Raw genomic sequence first — 22,717 nt, 5'->3', positions numbered from 1 at the left:
CTATGGCCGGCGCAACGATAACCGTCTAATCAAAGCTGCTCATACAGCCATTGCCTGAGGTTATCGCTCAGCTATAACCCAGGGCTATCGATGTATGCCTAACTTTGAATAGACGCTTATCGGTTCCCTTCGCACACTGCGGCTACCCATAACAAAGACAACAAGAGGTCACCCATGCGATACGCCTACGCGCGTCACCTGTCGTCGTTCCTGGCCGCCTGCGCGCTGCTCAGCACCCCCGCCCTGCCCGCCCTCGCCGAGGCCTGGAAACCCCAGAAGAACGTGGAGATCGTGGTCGCCGGCGGCCCGGGCGGCGGCACCGATCAACTGGCCCGGCTGATCCAGTCGGCGATCAGCCAGCATCAGCTGCTGGACGTCAATACCGTGGTGCTCAACAAAGGTGGCGGCAACGGCGCCGAAGCCTTTCTCGACATGAAGCTGGCCCAGGGCGATGCGCACAAACTGGTGATCGGCACCAACAATGTGTACCTGTTGCCGCTGGTGGCCAAGCTCGGCTACCAGTGGACCGACCTCACGCCAGTGGCAGCGGTGGCCGAGGACGACTTCATTCTCTGGACCTATCAGGATGCACCCTGGGCCGATGCCGCAGCGTTCAAAGGCGCGTTGGCTGATGGCGGCAAGCTGCGCTTTGGTGGCAGCCAGTCGAAAGATGTCGACCAGACCCTGGCCCTGCTGATCGGCAAGCAGGTCGGCAGCAAGCTCACCTACATCCCGTTCAAGAGCGGCAGCGAGGCTTCGATCCAGCTGGCCGGCAAGCACATCGCGGCCAACCTCAACAACCCCGCCGAAAGCCTCAGCCAATGGCGTGGCGGCCAGGTCAGGCCGCTGTGCGTGTTCAGCCACGAACGCATGATCTACCAGGAAAAGGTCACCGCCGAGCAGTCCTGGGCCGACATCCCCACCTGCCATGAGCAGGGCCTGGGCATCGACCAGTACCGCTTCCCGCGCACGGTGTTCCTGCCGGGAGCGATCAGCGAGGCGCAACGCAGTTTCTATGTCGAACTGCTGCGCAAGGTCAGCCAGACCCCGGAGTTCAAGGCCTATATCGAGCGTTCGGCGCTGGCCCCGACTTTCCTTGAGGGGCAGGCATTGGTCAGCTACATCGAACAGGACCGTGAGCGGGTCATCCCGCTGTTCCAGGATGCCGGCTGGCTGCGCCAGTGAACCTTGCAAGGGAGAGCACCATGTCCAGCCCCTCAGACACACCGCTGGTTGCCACCCGCTGGGTGGAGACCGGCCTTGCCCTGTTCACCGGCGCATTGGGCGCCATCCTCATGCACGGCAGCCTGGCGATCGGCATCGGCTGGGGCGATGCCGGCCCCGAGGCCGGCTACTTCCCCTTCTACATCGGCCTGCTGCTGAGCTGCGCCAGCCTCGGCAATCTGCTGCTGGCATTGCTGCGCCGCCCAGCGGTCGCCGAATCCTTCGTCGGCCGCCAGGCGTTTCGCCAGGTGCTGGCGGTGTTCCTGCCGATCGTGGGCTTTGTCGCCGCCATACCGTTCACCGGCATCTACCTGGCCTCGATCCTGTTCATCGCCTGGTTCATGTGGCGCGCACGGCGCGCAGGTCAGGGCCATCGCTGGCTGACCATGGTGCTGGTGTCCTGCGGCGCCGCACTGGCCAGCTACCTGATCTTCGCGTTGTGGTTCAAGGTGCCGCTGCCAGCTGGCCTGCTGGGTGACGTGGCCAATGTACTGGGAGGGCTGCGGCCATGAGTGAAATCGACTCGTTGATGCAAGGCATGAGCCTGATCCTCAGCGCACATCACCTGGGGCTGATGGTGGTCGGTGTGCTGCTGGGGATTCTGGTCGGCGTGCTGCCAGGGCTGGGCGCACCGAATGGCGTGGCCCTGCTGCTGCCGCTGACCTTCACCATGGAGCCGGTGTCGGCGATCATCCTGCTGTCGTGCATGTACTGGGGAGCGTTGTTCGGCGGCTCGATCACCTCGATCCTGTTCAACATACCCGGCGAGCCGTCGTCGGTGGCCACCACCTTCGACGGCTACCCGATGGCGCGCAACGGCCAGGCCGGCGAAGCGCTGACCGCCGCGTTCACCTCGGCGCTGCTCGGCGCGCTGGTCGGGGTGTTGCTGCTGACCTTCCTGTCGACCCATATCGCCCGCTTCGCCTTGCAGTTCAGCTCACCGGAATTCTTTGCCGTGTATCTGCTGGCGTTCTGCACCTTCATCGGCCTGAGCAAGAACCCACCGCTCAAGACCCTGGTAGCGATGATGATCGGCTTCGGCATGGCGGCCGTCGGCATGGACACTGTGTCCGGCGAACTGCGCCTGACCTTCGAGCAACCCTGGCTGCTCTCGGGGCTCAGCTTCGAGGTGGCGGTGATCGGCCTGTTCGGCATCGGCGAAATCCTTTGCACAGTGGAGGAAGGCCTGGTGTTTCGCGGTGAACGGGCGCGCATCACGCCGATGGTGATCCTGCGCACCTGGGCCAAGCTGCCACGCTACTGGCTGACCTGGCTGCGCAGTGCACTGGTCGGTTGCTGGATGGGCGTCACCCCTGGCGGGCCGACCGCCGCCTCGTTCATGAGCTACAGCCTGGCGCGGCGCTTCTCGAAAAACCGCGAGCGCTTTGGCAGTGGCGAGGTGGAAGGGGTGATCGCCCCGGAAACCGCCGACCACAGCGCCGGCACCAGCGCCCTGCTACCGATGTTGACGCTGGGCATCCCCGGCTCGGCAACCGCCGCAGTGATGCTCGGTGGCCTGATGATCTGGGGGCTGCATCCAGGGCCGACGCTGTTCGTCGAACAGCACGACTTCGTCTGGGGGCTGATCGCCAGCATGTACCTGGGCAACGTCGTCAGCCTGATCGTGGTGCTGGCCACGGTGCCATTGTTCGCCTCGATCCTGCGCATCCCGTTTTCGATCATCGCGCCGATCATCATCATGGTCTGCGCTATCGGTGCCTATTCGGTGCACAACTCGATGACCGATGTCGGCCTGATGCTGATCTTCGGTGCGCTGGGCTACCTGTTCAAGAAACTCGGCTATCCGATCGCCCCGCTGGTGCTGGCAGCGGTGCTGGGTGACAAGGCCGAGGACGCCTTCCGCCAGTCGATGCTGTTCTCCGACGGGCAGTTGGCGATCTTCTGGTCCAACCCGCTGGTGGCCAGCCTGACCAGCGCGGCTCTGGTGATGCTGTTCTGGCCGCTGTTGGCCAAGGCCATCGCCAGTCTGCGTAGCGTGCTCGGGCGCAAGCTGGCCCGGCGCCCGGCATAACCTTGCAGTCGCCACCGCCTTGAGGGCGCGCCTGCCCCGCGGCGGTGGCGCCCTCCTCCATTTCTTGTCAATCTTGGCCTCCCCTATGCCCACGAGCCAGACCATGTCCCGCATCCCCGACGCCAACATCATCCACAGCCGGCTGCGCCTGCGGCAACTGCGCCTGATGCTGGCCCTGGACGAACTCGGCTCGCTGCGCCGCGCCGCCGAAGAGATCGGCATGACCCAACCGGCCGCCACCAAGATGCTCCACGAAGCCGAGGACCTGCTCGGCGTCGAGCTGTTCGAACGCCTGGCCCGCGGCATGCGCGCAACACCATTCGGCGAAACACTGATCTACTATGCGCGGATGATCTTCGCCGAGCTGTCGGGCATGCGCGAGGAAATGGTCGCGCTGGAATCGGGCAACCTCGGCCGGGTCACCATCGGTGCCATTCCAGCGCTGGCCTCAGGCTTGCTGACGCGCACCATCGCCACCCTCAAGCAGAGCCACCCACGGCTGTCGATGAGCCTGCAGGTGGACACCAGCGATGTCCTGGTCCAGGCCCTGCAACAGGACCAGCTGGATGTAGTGCTGGGGCGCATCCCGAGCAATGCGCGTACCGACGACTTGCAGTTCGACAGCCTCGGCGAAGAGGAGCTGTGCGTGATCACCGGCGCCCAGCACCCGCTGGCCAAGGTGAAAAAGATCGCCTGGACCGAGCTGCAGGAAATGACCTGGGTGCTGCAACAGCATCCAAGCCCGATGCGCACCATCGTCAACCAGGCGTTCCACAACGCCCGGATCGACTTGCCCAGCAGCATCGTCGAGACCACCTCGATCATGACCTTGCTGTCGTTGCTGCAGCAGACCGACATGATTGGCATCACCCCGCGTTCGGTGGTCGACGACTACCCAGGGCGGCACTTGCTGGCGGTGCTGCCGATCCAGCTTGAGCCGCGCCTGCCGCCTTATGGATTGATCACCCGGCGCAATCGCGTGCAGTCGTCAGCGATGCAGACGTTCATGGCGGCGGTGCGGGCTGAGCAAGGGCGTTCGACCTGATCTTGGTTCAGGCCAGGCACCACTTAGGGTCATCTTCACAGGCAACGACCGCCGCGCTCTGTTTTGATGCATTTTCAATAATGCCCAAGCCTTGGCTAAGCCGGCGACCCCCGGCCATTGGCCAGTAATCCACTCAATAGGTCCGCTTTTTTGATAGCAAACAGCGCACATCGGCTGTTTGTTGCACGTTCTGCACTTATCACCCCTGCCCCAGGCGTTTCGGCATCGTCATTGCAGTGCTGACCTGCAGCGCCCTGCAATAGCGCCGCCGACGATAAGAATGCCGACTAGACGTGGCAAGGAGTGGGTATGTCCCGAGCGTTTTTCAATGAAATGTATGAGGCTAACGGAAGTTGCCGCCCACATTATCAAGCCTTCGCCCGCTGGCTGGCGAACACCCCACTGGAGCTGCTGGAGCAACGTCGGCGCGAGGCCGACTTGCTGTTTCATCGTGCCGGTATCACTTTCACGCTGTATGGCGACAAGCAAGACACCGAACGCCTGATCCCGTTCGACATCATCCCGCGCAGCATCCGCGCCAGCGAGTGGCGCACGGTCGAGCGCGGCTGCATCCAGCGGGTGCAGGCGCTGAACCTGTTCCTGCAGGACATCTACCACGACCAGCGCATCCTCAAGGCCGGCATCATCCCGCCTGAGCAGGTGCTGGCCAACGAGGGCTACCAGGTCGCCATGCAAGGCCTGCATCTGCATCGCGGCCTCTATGCGCATATCACCGGGGTCGACCTGGTTCGCGACAGCGATGGCACCTACTACGTGCTGGAGGACAACCTGCGCACCCCCAGCGGGGTCAGCTACATGCTCGAAGACCGCAAGATGATGATGCGCTTGTTCCCCGAGCTGTTCGCCGCCCAGCGCATCGCGCCCATCGATCACTACCCCAATCTGCTGCTCGACACACTCAAGAGTGCCAGCCCGCTGGATAACCCTACCGCAGTGGTGCTCACCCCGGGGCGCTTCAACAGCGCCTACTTCGAGCATGCGTTCCTGGCCCGCGAGATGGGCATCGAGCTGGTCGAAGGCGCCGACCTGTTCGTGCGCGACGACCATGTCTACATGCGCACCACGGCAGGTCCCCAGCAAGTGGACGTGATCTATCGGCGACTGGACGATGAGTACCTCGACCCCTTGTCGTTCAACCCCGACTCGATGCTCGGCGTGCCCGGGCTGATCGCCGTGTACCGGGCGGGCAACGTGATCCTGGCCAATGCTGCCGGCACTGGGGTCGCCGACGACAAGTCGATCTACCCCTATGTCGACGAAATGATCCGCTTCTACCTCAGTGAGGAGCCGATTCTGCGCAACGTGCCCACCTGGCAATGCCGCAAGCCGCAGGACCTGTCCCACGTGCTGGCGCACCTGCCGCAGTTGGTGGTCAAGGAGACGCAGGGCTCAGGTGGCTATGGCATGTTGGTCGGGCCGGCGGCGAGCGCTGCGCAGATCGAGGATTTTCGGGCCCGCATCAAGGCCCGCCCGCACGCCTACATCGCCCAGCCCACGCTGTGCTTGTCGACCTGTCCGACCTTCGTCGAAAACGGCATCGCGCCGCGCCACATCGACCTGCGTCCGTTCGTCCTGTCGGGCAGCGAAACCCGCCTGGTGCCGGGCGGCCTGACCCGGGTCGCCTTGCAAGAAGGCTCGCTGGTGGTCAACTCGTCGCAGGGCGGCGGCACCAAGGACACCTGGGTGGTGGAGGACTGACCGATGCTCTCAAGAACCGCTTCCGATCTGTACTGGATGTCCCGTTACCTGGAACGCGCCGAGAACCTTGCGCGCATGCTCGAGGTCAGCTATTCGCTGTCGCTGATGCCCCAGGCCGGGCGTAGCGATGGCCACGCCGAGCTGGCCATGTCGCTACTGGCCTCCGGCACCCTGGACGACTACATCCGGCGCCATACCGAGCTCGACACCGAGCGCATGCTGCACTTCTTCGCGCTCGATGCGACCAACCCCAGCAGCATCTACTGCTGCCTGCAGGCCGCCCGAACCAACGCCCATGCCGTGCGTGGCCGGATCACCGCCGATATGTGGGAAAACATCAACGCCACCTGGATCGAGATGCGCAACATTGCCAGCAATGGCCTGGGGCGCTACGGCATCAGCCAGTTCTGCGATTGGGTCAAGGAACGCTCGCACCTGTTCCGTGGCGCGACCTCCGGCACCATCATGCGCAACGACGCCTACAGTTTCATCCGCCTGGGCACCTTCCTCGAACGGGCGGACAACACCCTGCGCTTGCTCGATGCGCGCTACGAGATGTTCGGGGAAGCCTCCGAGGAAGTCAGCGACGACTCCGCCCGCGGCTACTACCAATGGAGCGCCTTGTTGCGCGCACTGACCTCGTATGAAGCCTTCAATGAAATCTACCGCGCCCCACCCAGCGCCCGCCCGGTATCCGAACTGCTGTTGCTGCGGGTGGACGTGCCACGTTCGCTGCACGCCTGTATCGAAGAGCTCGACCTGATCCTCGCAGGGTTGCCCGGCAGCACCGGGCGCGCCGCCCAGCGCATGGCCGCCGAACTCAATGCCCGCCTGCGCTACACCGCAATCGATGAAATTCTCGAAGCCGGCCTGCACCTGTGGCTGAGCGATTTCATCGAGCGCATCAACCGGCTCGGCCAAAGCGTGCATAACTCCTATCTGGAGGTCGTATGAAACTGTCCATTCGCCACGACACCACCTACAGCTACGCCAGCGACGTGCGCAACAGCATCCAGTTCCTGCGCCTGACCCCGCGCAGCAGTGAGCGCCAGCGCATTCTCGAATGGCAGCTGGACCTGCCCTGCAAGGTCAACAGCCAGATCGACCCCTATGGCAACATCCTGCATGTGCTGACCCTGGACAAACCCCATGGCCACCTGGCCCTTACGGCCAGTGGCCGGGTGGAGATCGACCCGGATTGCGAATGGGAGGCTGGCAGTCAGTCGCCCCTGCCGTTCCTGCGCAGCAGCCACCTGACCCAAGCCTGCGATGCCCTAAAAGCGTTCGCGGTGCAGCACTGCGGCGCTCAGCGCGACCGGGCCGCACTGACCGCGCTGATGCAGGCCTTGGCCGAGCACATGCCGTATAGCCCGGGGGCGACTTCGGTGGGCACCACGGCCATCGAGGCCTTCGCTGGCGCTGCTGGGGTCTGCCAGGACCATACCCATGCGTTTCTGGCCTGCGCACGCAGCCTGGGTATCCCGGCACGCTATGTCTCCGGTTATCTGTGCACCGAGGACCAAGACCACCTGGCCAGCCACGCCTGGGCCGAAGCCTGGGTCGACGAGGCCTGGTACAGCTTCGACATCACTAATCGCCTGACCCGACCGGAACGGCACCTGAAGCTGGCGATTGGCTTGGACTATCTCGATGCCTGCCCGGTCAGGGGCGTACGCCGTGGTGGCGGGGTCGAATCGATGATGGCCAACGTCCAGGTGCAGCGCCAATAACCCTCTGTCGCTGCACAAGCAGATCCCGTCGCATCGAGTACGGCGGGATCATCCAATCTCGATAACAAAGGAAACAGCATGACGTACTGCGTCGCTATGCACTTGGCGGACGGGCTGGTCTTCATCAGCGACTCACGCACCAATGCAGGCATCGACCAGATCTCCACCTTCGGCAAACTGTTCGTGTTCAGCGTGCCGGGCGATCGGCTGATCGTGCTACAAACCGCTGGCAATCTGGCCACCTCGCAATCGGTGATCAACCTGCTCGAACAACGGACCCGCGCCACTGGCAGTCACCTGCTGAATGTCGCCACGCTCTACGACGCCACGGTGCTGGTCGCCGAAACCCTGCGCGAAGTGGTGATGCGCGATCGCAGCGTACTGACCGAGGAGATCGAGCTGAGCAGCTCGTTCATCGTCGGTGGGCAGATCGCAGGCGCGCCGATGGGCATCTACAACGTCTACGCGCAGGGCAATTTTTTCCAGGCCACGCCGGACACGCCGTTCCTGCAACTGGGCGAGAGCAAGTACGGCAGGCCGATTCTTGATCGAAACCTCAGCTATTGCACCCCTCTGGATGAGGCGCTTCGCTGCGGCCTGATCTCGTTCGACTCCACTATTCGCAGCAACCTCTCGGTGGGCATGCCACTGGATCTGCTGGTGTATCGCAAAGACCGCTTGCAGGCCATGGAGCGCTTGCGCATTACCAGCGATGACCCTTATTACCGGCAAATTCGCCAGCAATGGAGCGATGGCTTGAAACAGCTGCTAGCCGAGCTGCCCCCTCCGCCACGCAACTACCTGGCAGAGTGATGCGTTCAAGGCTGCGCCTTGAACGCGGTCATGTCCTGCAAAAGCATGCTCAATAAACGACTGGCGCCGACGCTCAATTGCCGGCCCAGGCGGCTGATCAAGTGGGTTTCCGGGGAGCTGAACACTTCGCTTTGCAGCGCCAGGGCGACCAGGTGGCCGCTGCGAATCTCTTCTTCCATGACGAAAGTTGGCATCAAGGTCACCCCGCCGTACATCGAAAAGCGCTTGAGCATGGCGAAGGTGCCGCAGGTCAGCGTTGGCTTGAGGGTGATGCCCAGGCGATGCTCGGCCAGGGTGACGATCTGGCGAATGCCGTAGGACACCTCGGGTAGCGCCAAGCGGTAGTTGTCCAGCCCCTTGAGCGGCAGCGGCGCGGTTTCCTTGGCCAGCGGGTGATCGGGGCTGACGGCCACGCACACCGGTTGCTGGGTGTGGGCATGGGAGCGGATCTTCGGATCGCCTGGGGGGTTGAACACCAGGCCCAGATGCGCTTCGTCCTCGACCACCTGGCGAATCACTTCATTGGTGCCGCACACGTTCACCTGCAGGTCGATGCGCGGATACAGCTCGGAAAACCGGCTAAGCGGCGCCGCCAAGCCATCGATGAAGCCCTCGCCCGCCGCCAGCACCACAGAACCGCTCTGCAAGCCGCGCAGCGCCTGCAGCGAATCGAGCAGCACTTCCTGCTGCGAGAGGCGCTGACGGTAGTAATGCAGCACCCGATCACCCGCCTCCGTGGGCTTGACCCCACGCCGATGCCGCTCCAGCAGCGGGCTACCGAGTTCCTGTTCGAGCTGGGCGATCTGCCGGCTGACCGCCGACGGCGCCACGTCCAGGTAATCGGCGGCGGCGCGCACGCTACCCAGTTTAACGGCCTCGAAGAAGTAAAGAATGCGGCGATCCTGGACCACGCTCATAAGGCTCCTGTGTGTTGCGCTAAAGGCAACAGAAATTCATTTCACTGATTATTGCTGCGATCGCAGAGGGCTGTCCATACTCGACCCATCAGCCCAGGGCGACGTCGGCAGCGCTTGCACACCGGCCCGACGGGGTTGCTTCACCCAATGCGGGCACATATTCGAGGATGAGTATCTCCATGACGTTGAAAGTAGGTGTGATCGGGCTTGGCAACATGGGCCGCGGCATGGCCGCGACCCTGGCGGGGAAAGGCTTTGACGTGAGTGGTTTCGACCTGTCGGGCGCAGCCCTGGCCCAGGCGGAAAACCTCGGGGTGAAATCGGTCGGCGTATGCGCCGAGCTGATCCCGGCGGTCGATGTGCTGATCCTGTCGCTGCCTAAAGCGGAACACGTCGAAGCCGTGTGCCTGGGTTATGACGGCATCCTCGAGCTGGGCCGTGCCGGACTGGTGGTGATCGACACCACCACTTCTACCCCCGAAACCAGCCGCAAGGTGGCCGCGGCACTGCGCGAGCAGCGCATCGGTTTTATCGACGCACCGGTCTCCGGCGGCCCCAAAGGCGCTGCCACTGGCACCATGTCGATGGTGATCGGCGCCGAACCTGGCGACCTCGCCAAGGTCACGCCGGTGCTTGAAGCCATGAGCGGCACCCGCGTGCATATCGGCAGTGTCGGCGCCGGCAACGTTGCCAAGATCGCCAACAACATGCTGGCTGCCGCGCACCTGATCAGCACCGCCGAAGCCGTCAGCATGGCGGCCAAGGCCGGCGTCGATCCAGAGAAGCTGCTGCAAGGCCTGAACGCCGGTTCCGGCCGTAGCGGCGCCAGCCAGGTGATGTTCCCGACCTGGGTGTTGAACAAGGCCTATGACTCAGGCTTCACCATGGGCCTGATGCGCAAGGACGTCGGCTTGGCCTGCGACCTGACCGCCAGCCTGGACCTTGACCTGCCACTGTCGCGCCTGGTCGCGCAACTGTGGCAACAGAGCAGCCAGACCCTGCCTGATTCCGACGATTTCTGCTGCATCGTGCAGCGCACCGACAACGCTTTGTTTGGCCGTGGGGAATAACCGATGAGCAGTGAAACAATCAGCCAACTGATGCGCCCCTTCTGGGGCGATCGGCAAGTGATCGCCAGCTACGTGGGCGGTGAGTTCATCGAAGGCCATGGCCAAGCGGTAGAGGTGCGCAACGCCCACGACGATAGCCTCATGCTGAGCTTCCCTGACGCCGACGAGGCATTGGTGGCGCAGGCGGACAGCGCCGCCAAGGCCGCCCAGCACCAATGGTGGGGCATGACCGGCCAGGCGCGCGGACGCGCCATGTACCAGATCGGCACACTGATTCGCCAACACGCCGACAACCTGGCACAGATCGAATCGCTGACCGCCAACAAGCCGATTCGCGATGCCAAGGTCGAAGTGGCCAAGGTCGCCGAGATGTTCGAATACTACGCCGGCTGGGCCGACAAGCTGCATGGCGAAGTGATCCCGGTGCCGACCTCGCACCTCAACTACGTGACCTACGAACCACTGGGCACCGTGTTGCAGATCACCCCGTGGAACGCACCGATCTTCACCTGCGGGTGGCAGATTGCCCCAGCCATTGCCGCCGGCAACGCTGTCATCCTCAAGCCATCGGAGCTGACCCCGCTGTCCTCGCTGGTGGTCGCAGTGCTGATCGAACGTGCTGGCGTGCCCAAGGGCCTGGTCAACGTGGTGGCCGGCTACGGCCACAGCATCGGCCAGCAATTGATCGCCAAGGCCGATATTCGCAAGGTGGTGTTCGTCGGCTCGCCTGCTACCGGCCGCCACATCGCCGTCGCGGCGGCGCAGCGCTGCATTCCTGCGGTACTGGAGTTGGGCGGCAAGTCGGCCAATATCGTCTTTGCCGACGCTGACCTTGAGGTCGCCCTGCGCGGCGCCCAGGCGGCGATCTTCTCCGGTGCCGGGCAAAGCTGCGTATCCGGGTCGCGGCTGCTGGTACAAGCGTCGATCTTCGACAAGTTCACCCAGGCCCTGGCCAAGGCGGCCCAGCAGTTCACGGTCGGCGACCCGAGCGACCCACACACCCAGATCGGCCCGATCAACAACGCCAAGCAGTACAGCCATGTAAAAAACATGGTCGAACGTGCCTTGGCAGATGGCGCCCGCCTGGTTGGCGAAGGCGCCGAGCCGATCCCGGCCAAGCCTGGCTACTACATCAACCCGACCGTACTGGCGGGCAACAACGCGCTGTACTGCGCCCAGGAAGAAATCTTCGGTCCGGTGGTGGTTGCCATCCCGTTCGAAGACGAAGCCGATGCCATTCGCATCGCCAACGACAGCCGCTTCGGCCTGGCCGGTGGCGTCTGGACCCGCGACGTAGGCCGTGCCCACCGCGTGGCCAAACAGGTGCGCGCCGGTACCTTCTGGATCAACGGCTACAAGACCATCCATGTCAGCTCGCCCTTTGGCGGCTACGGTGAAAGCGGTTATGGCCGCTCTTCGGGCCTGGACGCGCTGCGCGAGTACAGCGAGGTGAAAAGCGTCTGGGTCGAAACCGCTGCGGTTCCCGCCGCAAGCTTTGGCTACGGCGCGAGCCTGGAGTAACTAACATGAGCATTTCAGCCAACTTGATCAAAGACGCCACCGGCTGGCGGCGTCAGTTCCACTCGGCGCCGGAGCTGGGCTTTCAGGAAGTGCAGACCAGCGACAAGGTCGCCGAGCTGTTGACCAGCTTCGGCATCGAAGTGCATCGCGGCCTGGGCGGTACCGGCGTGGTCGGTACCCTGCGCAACGGCGAAGGCCCCAGTATCGGCATCCGCGCCGACATGGACGCGCTGCCGATCCAAGAGCTCGGCCAGTGCGGCCACAGCTCCAAGCACAAAGGGTGTATGCATGCCTGTGGCCACGATGGGCACACGGCGATCCTGCTGGCCACGGCACGCCACCTGAGCGAAACGCGCAACTTCAGCGGCACCGTGTATTTCGTGTTCCAGCCGGCTGAAGAAAACCTCGGTGGCGCGCAGAAGATGATCGAGGACGGCTTGTTCGAGCTGTTCCCGATGCAGTCGATCTACGGCCTGCACAACTGGCCAGGCGTCCCGGCCGGCAAGGTGCTGGTCAATCCGGGGCCGATGATGGCTTCGCTGGATACCTTCGAGATCACTCTGACCGGCAAAGGCTCCCACGCCGCCATGCCCGACCGCGGCTTTGACCCGATCGTCGCTGCTGCAGAGCTGATCCTGGGCTTGCAGACCATCACCTCGCGGCGCCTGTCGCCGCTGGACAGCGCGGTAATCAGCGTGACCCAGGTCAATGCTGGCGAAGCGATCAACGTCATCCCCGAGACTGCCACCCTGCGCGGCACCGTGCGCTGCCTGCAAACGCCGGTGCGCGAGAAGGTACAGCAACTGATTGGCGAGTTCGTCGAGCAGATGCCGAGCGCCTTCGGCGTCCATGGCGCGCTGACCTACAATGTCGGCTACCCGGTGACTGAAAATCACGTGCAGCAGGCCCAGGTCATCAGCCAGGCCGCGCAGTTGGCGCTGGGGGAAGACAAGGTGCAGTTCGGCTGCCAACCGTCGATGGCTTCGGAAGACTTCGCCTTTATGCTCCAGGCGTGCCCGGGTGCCTATATCTGGATGGGCGTGGACGGCGAGCAGCCATCGGCGGCCCTGCATAACCCGTACTACGACTTCAACGACCAGGTCATCGAACCAGGCGTTGCCGTGTGGACCGCCCTGGTCGAACAGAACCTACCGGCTCTCTGAGCCTCCAGCATCAGGGCATGCTGCGCATGCCCTGATGACACCTTGCCTATCCCTCCTTGAACCAACCGAAATGGCTGCGTAGATGCCTGTGCTTTTCGCGGCGTCGGCTGGACCTGCGCGTCAGATCAAGAGCCAGCGAATCACCGAGATCTGGCGCTAGTCGAAGCCAACTTTTGACTTTCTATTTAGTGTTGCTTGACCCGGCCTCTTCGCGGGCAAGCCCGCTCCCACAGGTACCGCGCTGGCTTCGAGGTCAACGGGGTGCCTGTGGGAGCGGGCTTGCCCGCGAAGAGGCCGGTTTTGACACCACAAAACCTAGCGGTGAGCATCGTGTGGAGAACGCTTCAGTGCAGGCAGGATTCCCACAGGTACCGCTGCGCCCCTGAAAACGGCGCTATCCCCGTGGGAGCGGGCTTGCCCGCGAAGAGGCCAGAACATTCACCCTCACACTTTCAACAGAGAACACCAGCCCAGGCGCCGCCACCCACTGCGCGACTTCAGCAGGGAAAGCGTGGCAACCTTCAAACCATTACCACGCAACACTTCTGGCCGCAGACCTGGGCATTGGGCATCGCCAGCAATTGGCAAATGGCAGATAGCAAAACGGCCGACAGAAGTCGGCCGTTAAGGTAGCCCGCGCAAGTGGGCTAGCGGTTAATGCACTGTCAGTGGAAGAACTCAGCGATCAGCACCGCGCCAATGAAGGTGCCGAAGTTGGCCAGGAACGATACCAGCACGATGCGCCAGCCCAGCCGGCGGAACGCTGGCAGGTCCTTGGCAATCGACAGACCGGCGAACGTCAGCATCGGCGTGATCACCGCCAGCATGTTGATCGAGTTGGTCAGGCGGGTCACTTCAGCAGCCCATGGGCACAGCGGCGACGTCAGGAACATGGCAACCACCGAGACCGTGCACACTGCAGGAATTTTCCGCCCCAGCAGGCTGCACAGCATTTCACCGGCAAACACAGCGCCGATCATGATCGCCATGCCGGCGAAAGCTTCTGGTGACAACACCTGATAGCCGACGTAGTTGGCCATCAGCGCCAGGGCACCTGCGGCAAACCAGGCGCTGACGCGACCGACCCAGCCCAGTTCGTGGCTTTCCAGCGACACGTCGCTACTGCTTGGACCTTGGTCGATCACCGAGGCCTTGGTGGTGCGGCCGATCAGCGGCTCCAGCACACGGTAGCCCCACACCGCCAGCGGCAGCGAGATGAACAGGGTGAAGTAGGTGCCCAGGGTGGTGGTGATCAGGTTGGCAGCGGCGGCCAGGGCCATGACTTCCTTGGCCACTTCCGGCGTTTGCTGGGCGGCGATGGCACCGGCCGCGGCAGCCATCATGCTGCCCGAACCGATGCCCGAGCCCATGGCCAGCGAATTGGGGTGGAAGATCCCCAGGCTGGTGATGAAGCCGGCAACGATAGCGATGAACAGCGCGCCGAACAGGGTACCGGTGAGGTACTCGGCCAGCACGCCACGGCCCTCTGGGGAGTCCATGCCGTAGCGCTCGCCGATGATGGCCAAGCTTGGCTCGCGGCCGACCGAGAAGGTCGCGCCCACTGCTTCACGCTTGATCCCCAGCAGCAACGCTACCGGCAACCCGAGAATCACCGTGCCGACGAAGTGGCCGAATTCCTGAAACACCAGCGCCCAGCCCGAGGCGAATACCACCGGCAGCGAACCGCCGACGACCAGGCCAAGTTTGGCGATGAACACCAGCAGTGCAGGTTGCAAAATGGAGGCAGCGCGCACTTGCGCACCGGTGTCGACGCCGATGGTGCCTGGCATGCGGCGGCTCATTATGCCGATACCGGCGCCGATCAGCAGCGCCCAGACCATCGGCAGCAACACCACTTTGCCGGGCCCCAGGGGAATACTGATAGCGCCGATCAGTTCGGCCGCGATCAAGATGATCGCTGCCCAGATGTACAGCTTGACCGTGGCGGAAGTCGCGCTGTTTTCGCGCATGGCGAGTGTGTCGGTGTGTTGCATGTGAGTCCCCTTGCCTGCTGAGCCCCCGGCGACGGCGGCCCAATAGTTGTGTTGTTGTCAGGGAGCACCTTTCGGTACCCAGGGCAGATCGCAAATCCATGGCAGGCATGGAGGTTGGTTGCTGACGAGCACTTTGTTTTTATCCGACTGTCCGCAGCGATCCCCAGTAAACCCGGGGGCCGCACCGCTGCGAGCGGTACGCAGCCAGTATGGCCAGCAGGTGAACCCACTCCAATATTCTGAAATGCATTTGTTGTTGCCTAAATCAGAACACACAACACTCGTTTATCGCAGGGCAGCTTCCTTCACACCGGCAACTCGGTGGTCAGCTTGATCTTCTCCATGGGCACCTCGGTCTTGACGTTCTGCACCACGCTCAAGCTGGTCAGGTGGGCGATCTGGAACCTGCGATAGGCCTCTAGATCCGCCGCCACTACCCGCAGCAGCAGATCGCAGTCACCGGCCATTACATGGCACTCGACCACTTCCGGCAGTTGCCGCACGGCGTCGACGAACTCATCAGTCGTCTCCTGATCCTGGCGCTTGAGCCAGACACGCACGAACAAGGTCAGGCCCAGCGCTACCTTGGCCGGGTCCACCAGCGCCACATAACGCTCGATAACGCCCGCTTCTTCCAACAAACGCACCCGCCGCAGGCACGGCGAGGCGGAGAGGCCGACTTGTTTGGCCAGTTCCTGGTTTTGCAACCTGCCGTCGCGTTGCAGCGCGCGCAGGATGCGTCGATCGATGGCGTCGAGCTTGATTGGCATAGAAAACCCATGAGTGCGATTTAGTGGTAGCAGCTGCCAAATACTCACGCCCGAGGCGCTACTACGCAACCCGATTTCAGCGATTCATTGGAATAATTTTCCTCCCTTGGAGGTGACCATGAATACCCTTGAATCCGTACTGAACGATCCCCCCGCAAGCACGCCGCACAGCGAACTGCGCCGTGGTGCGCTGGCTGCCCTGCCCGTCCTGCTGGGTTTCATACCCCTGGCGCTGGTGCTCGGCGCGCAAGCTTCGCAGCATCAGCTCAAGGCCGGCGAAGTGGCGCTGATGACCGGGCTCAATTTCGGCGGTGGCTCGCAGTTCGCCGCCATTGAGCTGTGGACGTCGCCGCCAGCGCTGCTGGTGATTGTCGCCATGACCCTGCTGGTCAACAGCCGCCACCTGCTGATGGGTGCGACCTTGACGCCACACCTGCGTCACCTGCCCCTGAAGAAGGCGCTCGGCGCGCTGTTCTTCATGGGCGACGAGAGCTGGGCAATGGGTTTGGCCGACGCCCGCCAGCGTGGCGGCTTCAGCCTGCCTTACTTCATGGGCGTGTCGCTGTGCCTGTGGACCACCTGGGTCAGTTTCAGCACCCTCGGCGTACTGCTCGGGCCGCTGCTGGGTGACCTGCACAGCTACGGTTTGGACATGGCCTTCGCGGCGATCTTCCTGGTGCTGCTCAAGGGGATGTGGAAAGGCATACATGCCGCCCTGCCCTGGTTGTTCAGCCTGATCACTGCGGGGCTGTTCTACCTGATGATTCCCGGCGGCTGGTATGTGCTCGCGGGCACCCTGGCGGGTTTGCTCTGCGCCTACTTGTGGGCCAAGCCATGATCGATATAACCACCTTGGTGACCATCCTGGGTATGGCCGTGGCGACCTACCTGACCCGCGCAATGGGCTTTGTGCTATTGCGCAAGCGCACCTTGGGGCCGCAACTGAGCCAGGTGCTCAACGCCGCACCCGGCTGCGTGCTGATCGCCGTGATCGCGCCCAAGTTCGTCTCTGGCCACCCAGCGGACCTGATTGCCCTGGCCCTCACCGGCTATGCCGCTTCACGGTATTCGATCCTGCCGGTGGTGCTGTTCGCCATCATCGTGACTGCTGCGTTGCGGGCGGCGCTGCCTACTTGAGCCATACATTGAAACGGCCTTGGGAACATCAAAGTGTTCTGGGGATCTATCTGGCGTCGTTTATTCAGCGCCCATCGCGGGCCAAGCCCCTCGGTCACCTATTGCGCTGATCGGTAGATCCGCGCAATAGGTGACCGAGGGGCTTGGCCCGCGACAGAAGCAAAAATAACGAGGAAGATACATAGAATCCTGCAGCTCAGCCGGTTCAATGGCATTGATACTCGGCACGCCCCACGTCATGGCCTCTTAAGCAACCGTGCCTGCCGTAAACTAGCGCCATCCTCCCAAAACGTTAAGAACGTCTAGCCCGTCACTCTACTTATAGGTAGCTTGGAAAGTACCCTTACTGTCACCAGTAAAGCTCACTTCCCTAGCAACCACATCGAGCTCAGTGGTTTCGGGAGTAAACTTATAAGTCCATTTACCCTCCGGCGTAGATGCAGGCTGGACATTCAAAGGTTTTTTGTTCAGCCAAATAAAGATCAGACAATTTTTCGAGGCCGTACCATGAATAGTAAATGGCGGAACAAACCCCACATTGCTGTCACCAGCGCTCAACGCCTTATTATTGCTATCCAGAATTTCCGTAATAGTAGCCGACATATGAATCTCCTTGATTGAATGTTGACTGCTAACTGATCGTAGCGCACGACAAAATTGACACAACTGATAAAAATACCAGTTGCCCCATTTCAATTATGGCGCGACGTACAGAAAGATTGACCATCCCTATGAGCAACCGCAAGACCTTCGGGTCATGACGGTTGCACTTAACTACTATCGTTAAATTATTGGACGTGAGCGCTAGGGACGATATTGAGCCGGTGGTGCTGTTCGCCATTGTCGTGACCGCTGCGTTGCGGGCGGCGCTGCCTACCTGAGCAGGTGCGTTGGCTCGCCTGCTAAAACAACCAGGGGATACACCTCTGGTCAGCGCAACCGGGGCGGCTGCAGCGCCCCGAGCCGTTGCGCACAGTTTGCTCTGCGGCAGCTAAATGTGAAACCTCATGACGGGAAGCCCAAGCCTGAGGAAAGGTCGCTATCCCCTGTTCTGGGCGTTGCATTGGGTACGTCCTTGGCAGTGGCTTCTCTGACGGTCTCCTGGACAGCCTCCTTGGCTTGAGCACCCTTGGCCTTCAAAGTCTCAGTCAAGCGGTCACTGCTGGCGCCAAATAACTGATCCTCTTTGTGCGTGCCGGGTAACGCCGCTCCCAAGGCTGCTCCCAGCGCGATCCCTAACGCGGCCAGGACCAACGGCTGTTCCTTGAGCAGATGATCGAATTGCCCCTTCAAGGCCGTGGCCTGGTCTCCGAGCTGATGTGCGCTACCGCGCAGACGGTCTGCCGAACCCTGCATCGAGTCGCGCGCGTCTTGGCCCAGTTCGCCGACCCGGTCGCGCAGATCATGAGCCTTGCTGCGCATGTTGTGGTTGGCATCGTGCAAGGCCTCGCCTGCGTGAGCAAAGGCACCTTTTACACTGTCGACCGCCTCGCCGAGCTTTTCACCCAATCCCGCTCCACTCTGCGCAGGGCCGGGGTTGAACGGGCGATTCTGATTGAGGCCTAGCCAGGCCAGCCCTAAGACCGTAAGGGCGGTGGGCACCGGGTTGTTCTTCAGCGTGGTGCCCAGGTTATGGAAAAATTCCCCGCCATTGCCCTTGCTGTAGGCAAGCAGCTGATCCATCAGTTGCCCGGGGCTCAGACGCTGCTCCAAGGCATCGACCAGATCGCTGATGTGCTCGCGCTTGGCATTGATCTCCTGCTCGAGCACGTCAGGGTCTTTTTGCGTGTCCTGTTCGAATGAGCTATTCATGGCAGTTTCCTCTTCAACGCATCCTTGTCCTGCTGCATGGCATGCAGCGTGCGATCAGGTGTCAGCTGCGAGGGCTCGAACTGTTTCTTGCCCGATTGCAGCATGATGAAGCCGATAATCACGGTCACGGCGCCGACGATAAGCGCCGCCAGCCAAGGCTCTACCACCATGGCCAGGGCATACACTGCCGCCAGTAGCAGGATGATCAGCCCTGCCAATAACACCATTGCACCTGCAGCGACCGCCGCAGTGCCGGCCTTCAAGGTACTGAGGTTGTGCTGCAACTCCGCCTTGGCCAGGGCCAGCTCCTTGCTGAACAGCTCGGGGACTTCGCGCATCAGCTGGCGCAGCAGGCCACCTACGCCGACCGGATCGTCAGCGGGTGTGTGCAACCCTGGGGTCGCCTGTAGAGGGTCCTTGTTCATCATTCACCTCCTTTGAGCGGATCACGCTCCAGTGGCCCGCCGCTCACCGGCGTACCGGCGCCCATGCCGACCGGGTCGACCGGCGTATAGGGTTTGTGGGTAGACACATCGCTGGCGCGGTCCGGGTGCGCAGCCGTGCTTTGATAGGGCTCGCTGGCACCATAGGCTGGAGTCGGCGCAGGGTTGGTTGTAGCAGGGTTGGCGCTGGCCCGGAGAAACCGCGACAAGGCAAAGCCGATCGCCACACTACCGGCGAGAAACAGCGCCGGATTATCCCGCGCCAACCGAGACCCTCGATGGAGCAGGTCTTCGGCGCTCTCATGACGGATTTGTTCGGCGAAACTGCCAATGCACTCGGCGGCCTGACCCAAGTACTGGGACAGCCCCAGGCTATCGCCGCCTTGCAACGCCGACGCTGCCGAGCGTGCACCTTGCTTGAGCGAGTCGAGCTGGTCAGCGGCGGTGTCGCGGTAATGCTCGAACTGCTCATTGCCTTGAGTCTTCGCCTCATTGAGCAGGGCCCCTGCTTCATCGGTAATGGCGTGCAGGTGATCCTGGGTGCTGCTCGGCGGTGACGCCGAGCCTTGATCGCGTTCCATGGTCATGTCCCTCGCAAATGATCAGCCGGCGGCTGCCGGATGAAGTGCCTTCAATCGGGGGACGCAGCGCTGGTTCATAGAGTTCAGTCAGAGTGATCGGTAACCCTTAGCCTCAGCGCTAAGGGCTTGCGCGGGGTTTACTGGGGAGCAATGCACTAGCTAGATACGCGGTTACCGTCAATTGGCGTGAACCAAAGCAGGGCGGCTAACGTCCACCGCTAAACAACCCGGCGAGCACCTCAGATGCCTAAAGACACCGTCGTGGCCGCACTCGACTACCTCAGGCATAACGCACTGCTATTGACCACGGCCGAATCCTGTACGGCCGGTTTCATGGTGGCCCTGCTGGCCGAGATTCCTGGGACTGGCGAAGTGCTCGAGAGTGGCTATGTGGTGTATTCGCCCAGCGCCAAGCAACGCCTGCTCGGGGTCAACCCACACACCATCGAGCGCTACGGACTGACCAGCGAAGCCGTTGCTTGGGAGATGGCAATCGGTGCCTTGAAAGACAGCACTGCCAATGTCGCTATCGCCACCACAGGGGTAGCCGGCCCCGAGCCTGAAGCCGGCGTAGCGCCGGGTACGCTGTGTTTCGCTTGGGCATTTGCCGGTGAACCGTTCGCGGTGTTCACCCGCACCCAGCGTTTTTTCGGTGAACGTGCCGAGGTGATGCACCAGGGGGCGGTGTTTGGCCTTACCCGCCTGGCTCACTATCACCAACGCTGGCTGCGCGGCGAGCGCGCGTGAGGGCGTGGCAATGGACAACGATGAGCTGAGTTCCAGGCACCATCCGGTCGAAGAAAACATGCGCATGCAGCAGCGCGTCTGGCGTTTCGAACGGCTCGGCTGGTACGCGCTGGTGGTGATCGTTTCGCTGGGTTTGGCGGGTCTGTTCGGTAACGGCCCGCTCAGCGATGGGCGATCGATCAGTGCTGACGGTCGGGTCCAGGTCGACTACCAGCGCATCAGTCGCAGCGGCACGCAAGACAACCTTCGCATCAGCGTACGCGGCACGCCGGGAACACCGGTGACGGTCGAGCTCGACGGGGGATTTTTCAGGCACGTCAGCATCCAGACGCTGCAACCTGAGCCCCAGGTCTCGCGCTCACGCGGGCAAGCGTTGTTGTTCGAGCTGGGTACCAGCGAAGATGGCGTGGCCACCTTGTACCTGACACTGCATAGCGAGTCTGTGGGGAGACTGAAGGGTGTGGTCAGATCGGGCCCCGCCAGCGCGGCTGCTTTTTCCACGTTTTTCTTTCCTTAGGAGCGCTGCATGGACTCGATCCTTCGAGCCGCGGGCATGTACGTGGCCTTGATGTTGCTGTTTCGGGTAGCGGGCAGACGTTCTTTGTCGGACCTGACGACCTTCGACTTCGTCCTGCTGCTGATCATCGGCGAGGCAACGCAACAGGCGCTGCTGGGCGATGACTTCTCGTTCATCAACGCAATGCTGGTGATCGCCACCTTGATCGTGCTGGATGTGGGTCTGTCATTGGCCAAGCTCAACTCCCGTCCGCTGGCAAGACTACTGGACGGGCATGCGACCTTGGTGGTCGAGCACGGACGTTTTCTTCACCAGCGAATGCGGCGGGCGCGACTGACCGAGGACGATATTCTTGAATCGGCGCGTGATAGCCAGGGCCTGGAGAGGGTCGAGCAGATCAAATTTGCCGTTGTCGAGCGCAACGGCAAGATTTCGATTATCCCGCAGGAGTAGGTTGGCTGTGGTTGGCCGCCGACAATGCCAACCGTCAATGCTATTGAACGCTGTTGCTCAGCGCGTACTCCATCGCAGGTAATGCCTATTATCCCGCCTGCAATGAGGTCTTCGAATGAACGCTATCGAATTGCTGACGCAAGATCACAAGCTCGTGAAAAAGCTCCTGGAGGAGCTATCCACCACCACTGAACGCGCGGTCAAGAAACGCGGCGAACTGCTCCAACGCATCGAGCAGGAGCTGCAGATCCATACCGCGCTTGAAGAGCAGATTCTTTATCCGGCCATCAAGCAAGCCGGCGGCAGAGAAGAAGAGAAGCTGTACTACGAGGCCAAGGAAGAACACCGCACCGTCGATTCACTGGTACTCCCCGACCTGCTTCACACCGCCACCGACACCGTCGAATTTGCTGGCCGGGTGAAGGTCATGAAGGAGCTGCTGGAGCACCACATCGAGGAAGAAGAGAGCGAGCTGTTCCCAACGGCGAAAAAGCTACTGGGCAAAGATGCATTGGAGAGCATGGGCCAGGCGATGCTGGCGCAGAAAAAATTGCTCAAGAACGAGCAACGCGCCGCTTGAGCGACGGCTTTAAGGTTGTGCGTGCGACTGATGCATAGGCGCACGCACACCCTGCGCTTGACCCACGCAATCTCGGCAGTTCGCGGTTCACAAGCGCTGCAGCAGCGGGTTTGCGCTACGCGTGCTGCATGTCAGCCATGCCGTCCTGCGTTTGGCCAATAATCCGCTCCGGCGATGGCAAGCAGGTAGTGTTGATCGGCCTCAATGCGCAAGTCGCGCCACTCTTGCCAACTCACCAGCCCGCATCGATCCATTTCGTCCGCGTGCCTGAGCAGTTGGTCGTGGTAGTCGTTCGGACACTCCATGCGCAGCTGCAAGTCCTCGAGCATTTGATACCAGGCAGCCAGCGCACGCAGTCGTGACTCGTCGTGTGCTGTGAAAGATGCGCAGAAGACCTTCATTTGGACAGACCCTCAGAGTCAGTACATGCACTGTAGGCTGTGGGGCAG

The 22,717-nt window shown here is 62.2% G+C and carries 25 protein-coding genes; 17 read left to right on the top strand and 8 right to left on the bottom strand.

The features are described from left to right. Positions 1-174: 174 nt before the first annotated feature. The 8 genes from ACI2JX_RS07390 to ACI2JX_RS07355 all read left to right on the top strand — a co-directional run bounded on the left by ACI2JX_RS07390 (position 175) and on the right by ACI2JX_RS07355 (position 8,563). The gene (locus tag ACI2JX_RS07390) at positions 175-1,185 is read left to right on the top strand and encodes a Bug family tripartite tricarboxylate transporter substrate binding protein (RefSeq protein ID WP_404689767.1); all 1,011 of its coding nucleotides are present in this window, start codon (positions 175-177) and stop codon (positions 1,183-1,185) included. Positions 1,186-1,205: 20 nt separating this feature from the next. Further along, a complete protein-coding gene (locus ACI2JX_RS07385) occupies positions 1,206-1,736 on the top strand; it encodes a tripartite tricarboxylate transporter TctB family protein (RefSeq protein WP_186553342.1) in 531 nt (176 codons plus the stop codon). Then, positions 1,733-3,256 (top strand): tripartite tricarboxylate transporter permease, encoded by a 1,524-nt coding sequence (locus ACI2JX_RS07380; RefSeq protein WP_404689766.1) that lies wholly within the window; start codon positions 1,733-1,735, stop codon positions 3,254-3,256. The genes ACI2JX_RS07385 and ACI2JX_RS07380 overlap by 4 nt, the downstream gene beginning before the upstream one ends. A 103-nt stretch (positions 3,257-3,359) precedes the next feature. Continuing rightward, on the top strand, positions 3,360-4,301 hold the full coding sequence (locus tag ACI2JX_RS07375) for a LysR family transcriptional regulator (protein WP_186553344.1): 942 nt from the start codon (positions 3,360-3,362) through the stop codon (positions 4,299-4,301). Positions 4,302-4,610: 309 nt separating this feature from the next. After that, positions 4,611-6,020, top strand: coding sequence for a circularly permuted type 2 ATP-grasp protein (locus ACI2JX_RS07370; protein WP_186553345.1), 1,410 nt, complete (start codon positions 4,611-4,613; stop codon positions 6,018-6,020). A gap of 3 nt (positions 6,021-6,023) precedes the next feature. Further along, on the top strand, positions 6,024-6,974 hold the full coding sequence (locus ACI2JX_RS07365; RefSeq protein ID WP_264234544.1) for an alpha-E domain-containing protein: 951 nt from the start codon (positions 6,024-6,026) through the stop codon (positions 6,972-6,974). After that, positions 6,971-7,750 (top strand): transglutaminase family protein, encoded by a 780-nt coding sequence (locus tag ACI2JX_RS07360; protein ID WP_264234543.1) that lies wholly within the window; start codon positions 6,971-6,973, stop codon positions 7,748-7,750. Before ACI2JX_RS07365 ends, ACI2JX_RS07360 begins: the two co-directional genes overlap by 4 nt. Before the next feature lie 78 nt (positions 7,751-7,828). Further along, positions 7,829-8,563, top strand: a complete 735-nt coding sequence (locus tag ACI2JX_RS07355; protein ID WP_404689765.1) for a peptidase — start codon at positions 7,829-7,831, stop codon at positions 8,561-8,563. A gap of 5 nt (positions 8,564-8,568) precedes the next feature. On the opposite strand, the gene ACI2JX_RS07350 is transcribed toward ACI2JX_RS07355, so the two are convergent. Next, a complete protein-coding gene (locus tag ACI2JX_RS07350; RefSeq protein WP_186553349.1) occupies positions 8,569-9,480 on the bottom strand; it encodes a LysR family transcriptional regulator in 912 nt (303 codons plus the stop codon). 179 nt (positions 9,481-9,659) lie between these two features. Here ACI2JX_RS07350 and ACI2JX_RS07345 point away from each other — a divergent pair, with 179 nt between their 5' ends. Genes ACI2JX_RS07345 through ACI2JX_RS07335 form a run of 3 tightly spaced genes read left to right on the top strand, consistent with a single transcriptional unit; the run spans position 9,660 to position 13,234 of the window. After that, on the top strand, positions 9,660-10,550 hold the full coding sequence (locus tag ACI2JX_RS07345; protein ID WP_368971420.1) for an NAD(P)-dependent oxidoreductase: 891 nt from the start codon (positions 9,660-9,662) through the stop codon (positions 10,548-10,550). Between the two features lie 3 nt (positions 10,551-10,553). After that, positions 10,554-12,071, top strand: a complete 1,518-nt coding sequence (locus ACI2JX_RS07340) for an aldehyde dehydrogenase family protein (protein ID WP_404689764.1) — start codon at positions 10,554-10,556, stop codon at positions 12,069-12,071. 5 nt (positions 12,072-12,076) lie between these two features. Next, positions 12,077-13,234, top strand: a complete 1,158-nt coding sequence (locus tag ACI2JX_RS07335) for a M20 aminoacylase family protein (RefSeq protein ID WP_404689763.1) — start codon at positions 12,077-12,079, stop codon at positions 13,232-13,234. A 665-nt stretch (positions 13,235-13,899) separates the two neighbouring features. On the opposite strand, the gene ACI2JX_RS07330 is transcribed toward ACI2JX_RS07335, so the two are convergent. Next, the gene (locus tag ACI2JX_RS07330; RefSeq protein ID WP_368973755.1) at positions 13,900-15,228 is read right to left on the bottom strand and encodes a DUF3100 domain-containing protein; all 1,329 of its coding nucleotides are present in this window, start codon (positions 15,226-15,228) and stop codon (positions 13,900-13,902) included. A gap of 305 nt (positions 15,229-15,533) precedes the next feature. Next, positions 15,534-15,998: an Lrp/AsnC family transcriptional regulator gene (locus ACI2JX_RS07325; protein ID WP_264234537.1), complete on the bottom strand. Its 465-nt coding sequence runs from the start codon at positions 15,996-15,998 to the stop codon at positions 15,534-15,536. Positions 15,999-16,116: 118 nt separating this feature from the next. Here ACI2JX_RS07325 and ACI2JX_RS07320 point away from each other — a divergent pair, with 118 nt between their 5' ends. Next, entirely contained in the window at positions 16,117-16,836 is a 720-nt protein-coding gene (locus ACI2JX_RS07320; RefSeq protein ID WP_404689762.1) for an AzlC family ABC transporter permease, read from the top strand. Next, positions 16,833-17,135, top strand: coding sequence for an AzlD family protein (locus ACI2JX_RS07315; protein ID WP_404689761.1), 303 nt, complete (start codon positions 16,833-16,835; stop codon positions 17,133-17,135). The genes ACI2JX_RS07320 and ACI2JX_RS07315 overlap by 4 nt, the downstream gene beginning before the upstream one ends. A 315-nt stretch (positions 17,136-17,450) precedes the next feature. Here ACI2JX_RS07315 and ACI2JX_RS07310 read toward each other — a convergent pair whose 3' ends face one another. The 4 genes from ACI2JX_RS07310 to ACI2JX_RS07295 form a co-directional block, all read right to left on the bottom strand. Continuing rightward, positions 17,451-17,738, bottom strand: coding sequence for a hypothetical protein (locus ACI2JX_RS07310; protein WP_404689760.1), 288 nt, complete (start codon positions 17,736-17,738; stop codon positions 17,451-17,453). Positions 17,739-18,140: 402 nt separating this feature from the next. After that, positions 18,141-18,947, bottom strand: coding sequence for a DUF3618 domain-containing protein (locus ACI2JX_RS07305; protein ID WP_404689759.1), 807 nt, complete (start codon positions 18,945-18,947; stop codon positions 18,141-18,143). Then, the gene (locus ACI2JX_RS07300; protein ID WP_264234533.1) at positions 18,944-19,372 is read right to left on the bottom strand and encodes a phage holin family protein; all 429 of its coding nucleotides are present in this window, start codon (positions 19,370-19,372) and stop codon (positions 18,944-18,946) included. Before ACI2JX_RS07300 ends, ACI2JX_RS07305 begins: the two co-directional genes overlap by 4 nt. Then, positions 19,372-19,971, bottom strand: a complete 600-nt coding sequence (locus ACI2JX_RS07295; protein ID WP_264234532.1) for a hypothetical protein — start codon at positions 19,969-19,971, stop codon at positions 19,372-19,374. Before ACI2JX_RS07295 ends, ACI2JX_RS07300 begins: the two co-directional genes overlap by 1 nt. Before the next feature lie 243 nt (positions 19,972-20,214). Between ACI2JX_RS07295 and ACI2JX_RS07290 the strand changes: the two genes are divergently transcribed. The 4 genes from ACI2JX_RS07290 to ACI2JX_RS07275 all read left to right on the top strand — a co-directional run bounded on the left by ACI2JX_RS07290 (position 20,215) and on the right by ACI2JX_RS07275 (position 22,268). Then, on the top strand, positions 20,215-20,718 hold the full coding sequence (locus ACI2JX_RS07290; RefSeq protein WP_368972308.1) for a CinA family protein: 504 nt from the start codon (positions 20,215-20,217) through the stop codon (positions 20,716-20,718). 10 nt (positions 20,719-20,728) lie between these two features. Then, a complete protein-coding gene (locus ACI2JX_RS07285) occupies positions 20,729-21,235 on the top strand; it encodes a hypothetical protein (protein ID WP_368972307.1) in 507 nt (168 codons plus the stop codon). A gap of 9 nt (positions 21,236-21,244) precedes the next feature. Further along, complete coding sequence (locus ACI2JX_RS07280; protein ID WP_264234529.1) at positions 21,245-21,688, top strand: DUF421 domain-containing protein; 444 nt, start codon at positions 21,245-21,247, stop codon at positions 21,686-21,688. Between the two features lie 115 nt (positions 21,689-21,803). After that, positions 21,804-22,268 carry a hemerythrin domain-containing protein gene (locus ACI2JX_RS07275; protein WP_186553360.1) on the top strand — a complete coding sequence of 155 codons (465 nt, stop codon included), beginning with the start codon at positions 21,804-21,806 and terminating at the stop codon, positions 22,266-22,268. 131 nt (positions 22,269-22,399) lie between these two features. On the opposite strand, the gene ACI2JX_RS07270 is transcribed toward ACI2JX_RS07275, so the two are convergent. Further along, a complete protein-coding gene (locus tag ACI2JX_RS07270; RefSeq protein ID WP_186553361.1) occupies positions 22,400-22,669 on the bottom strand; it encodes a hypothetical protein in 270 nt (89 codons plus the stop codon). Positions 22,670-22,717 lie beyond the last annotated feature (48 nt).

The organism is Pseudomonas sp. NPDC088890 (assembly GCF_044900155.1).
Taxonomy (GTDB): Bacteria; Pseudomonadota; Gammaproteobacteria; order Pseudomonadales; family Pseudomonadaceae; genus Aquipseudomonas; species Aquipseudomonas urmiensis.
This window is presented reverse-complemented; position numbering and strand designations above follow the sequence as displayed.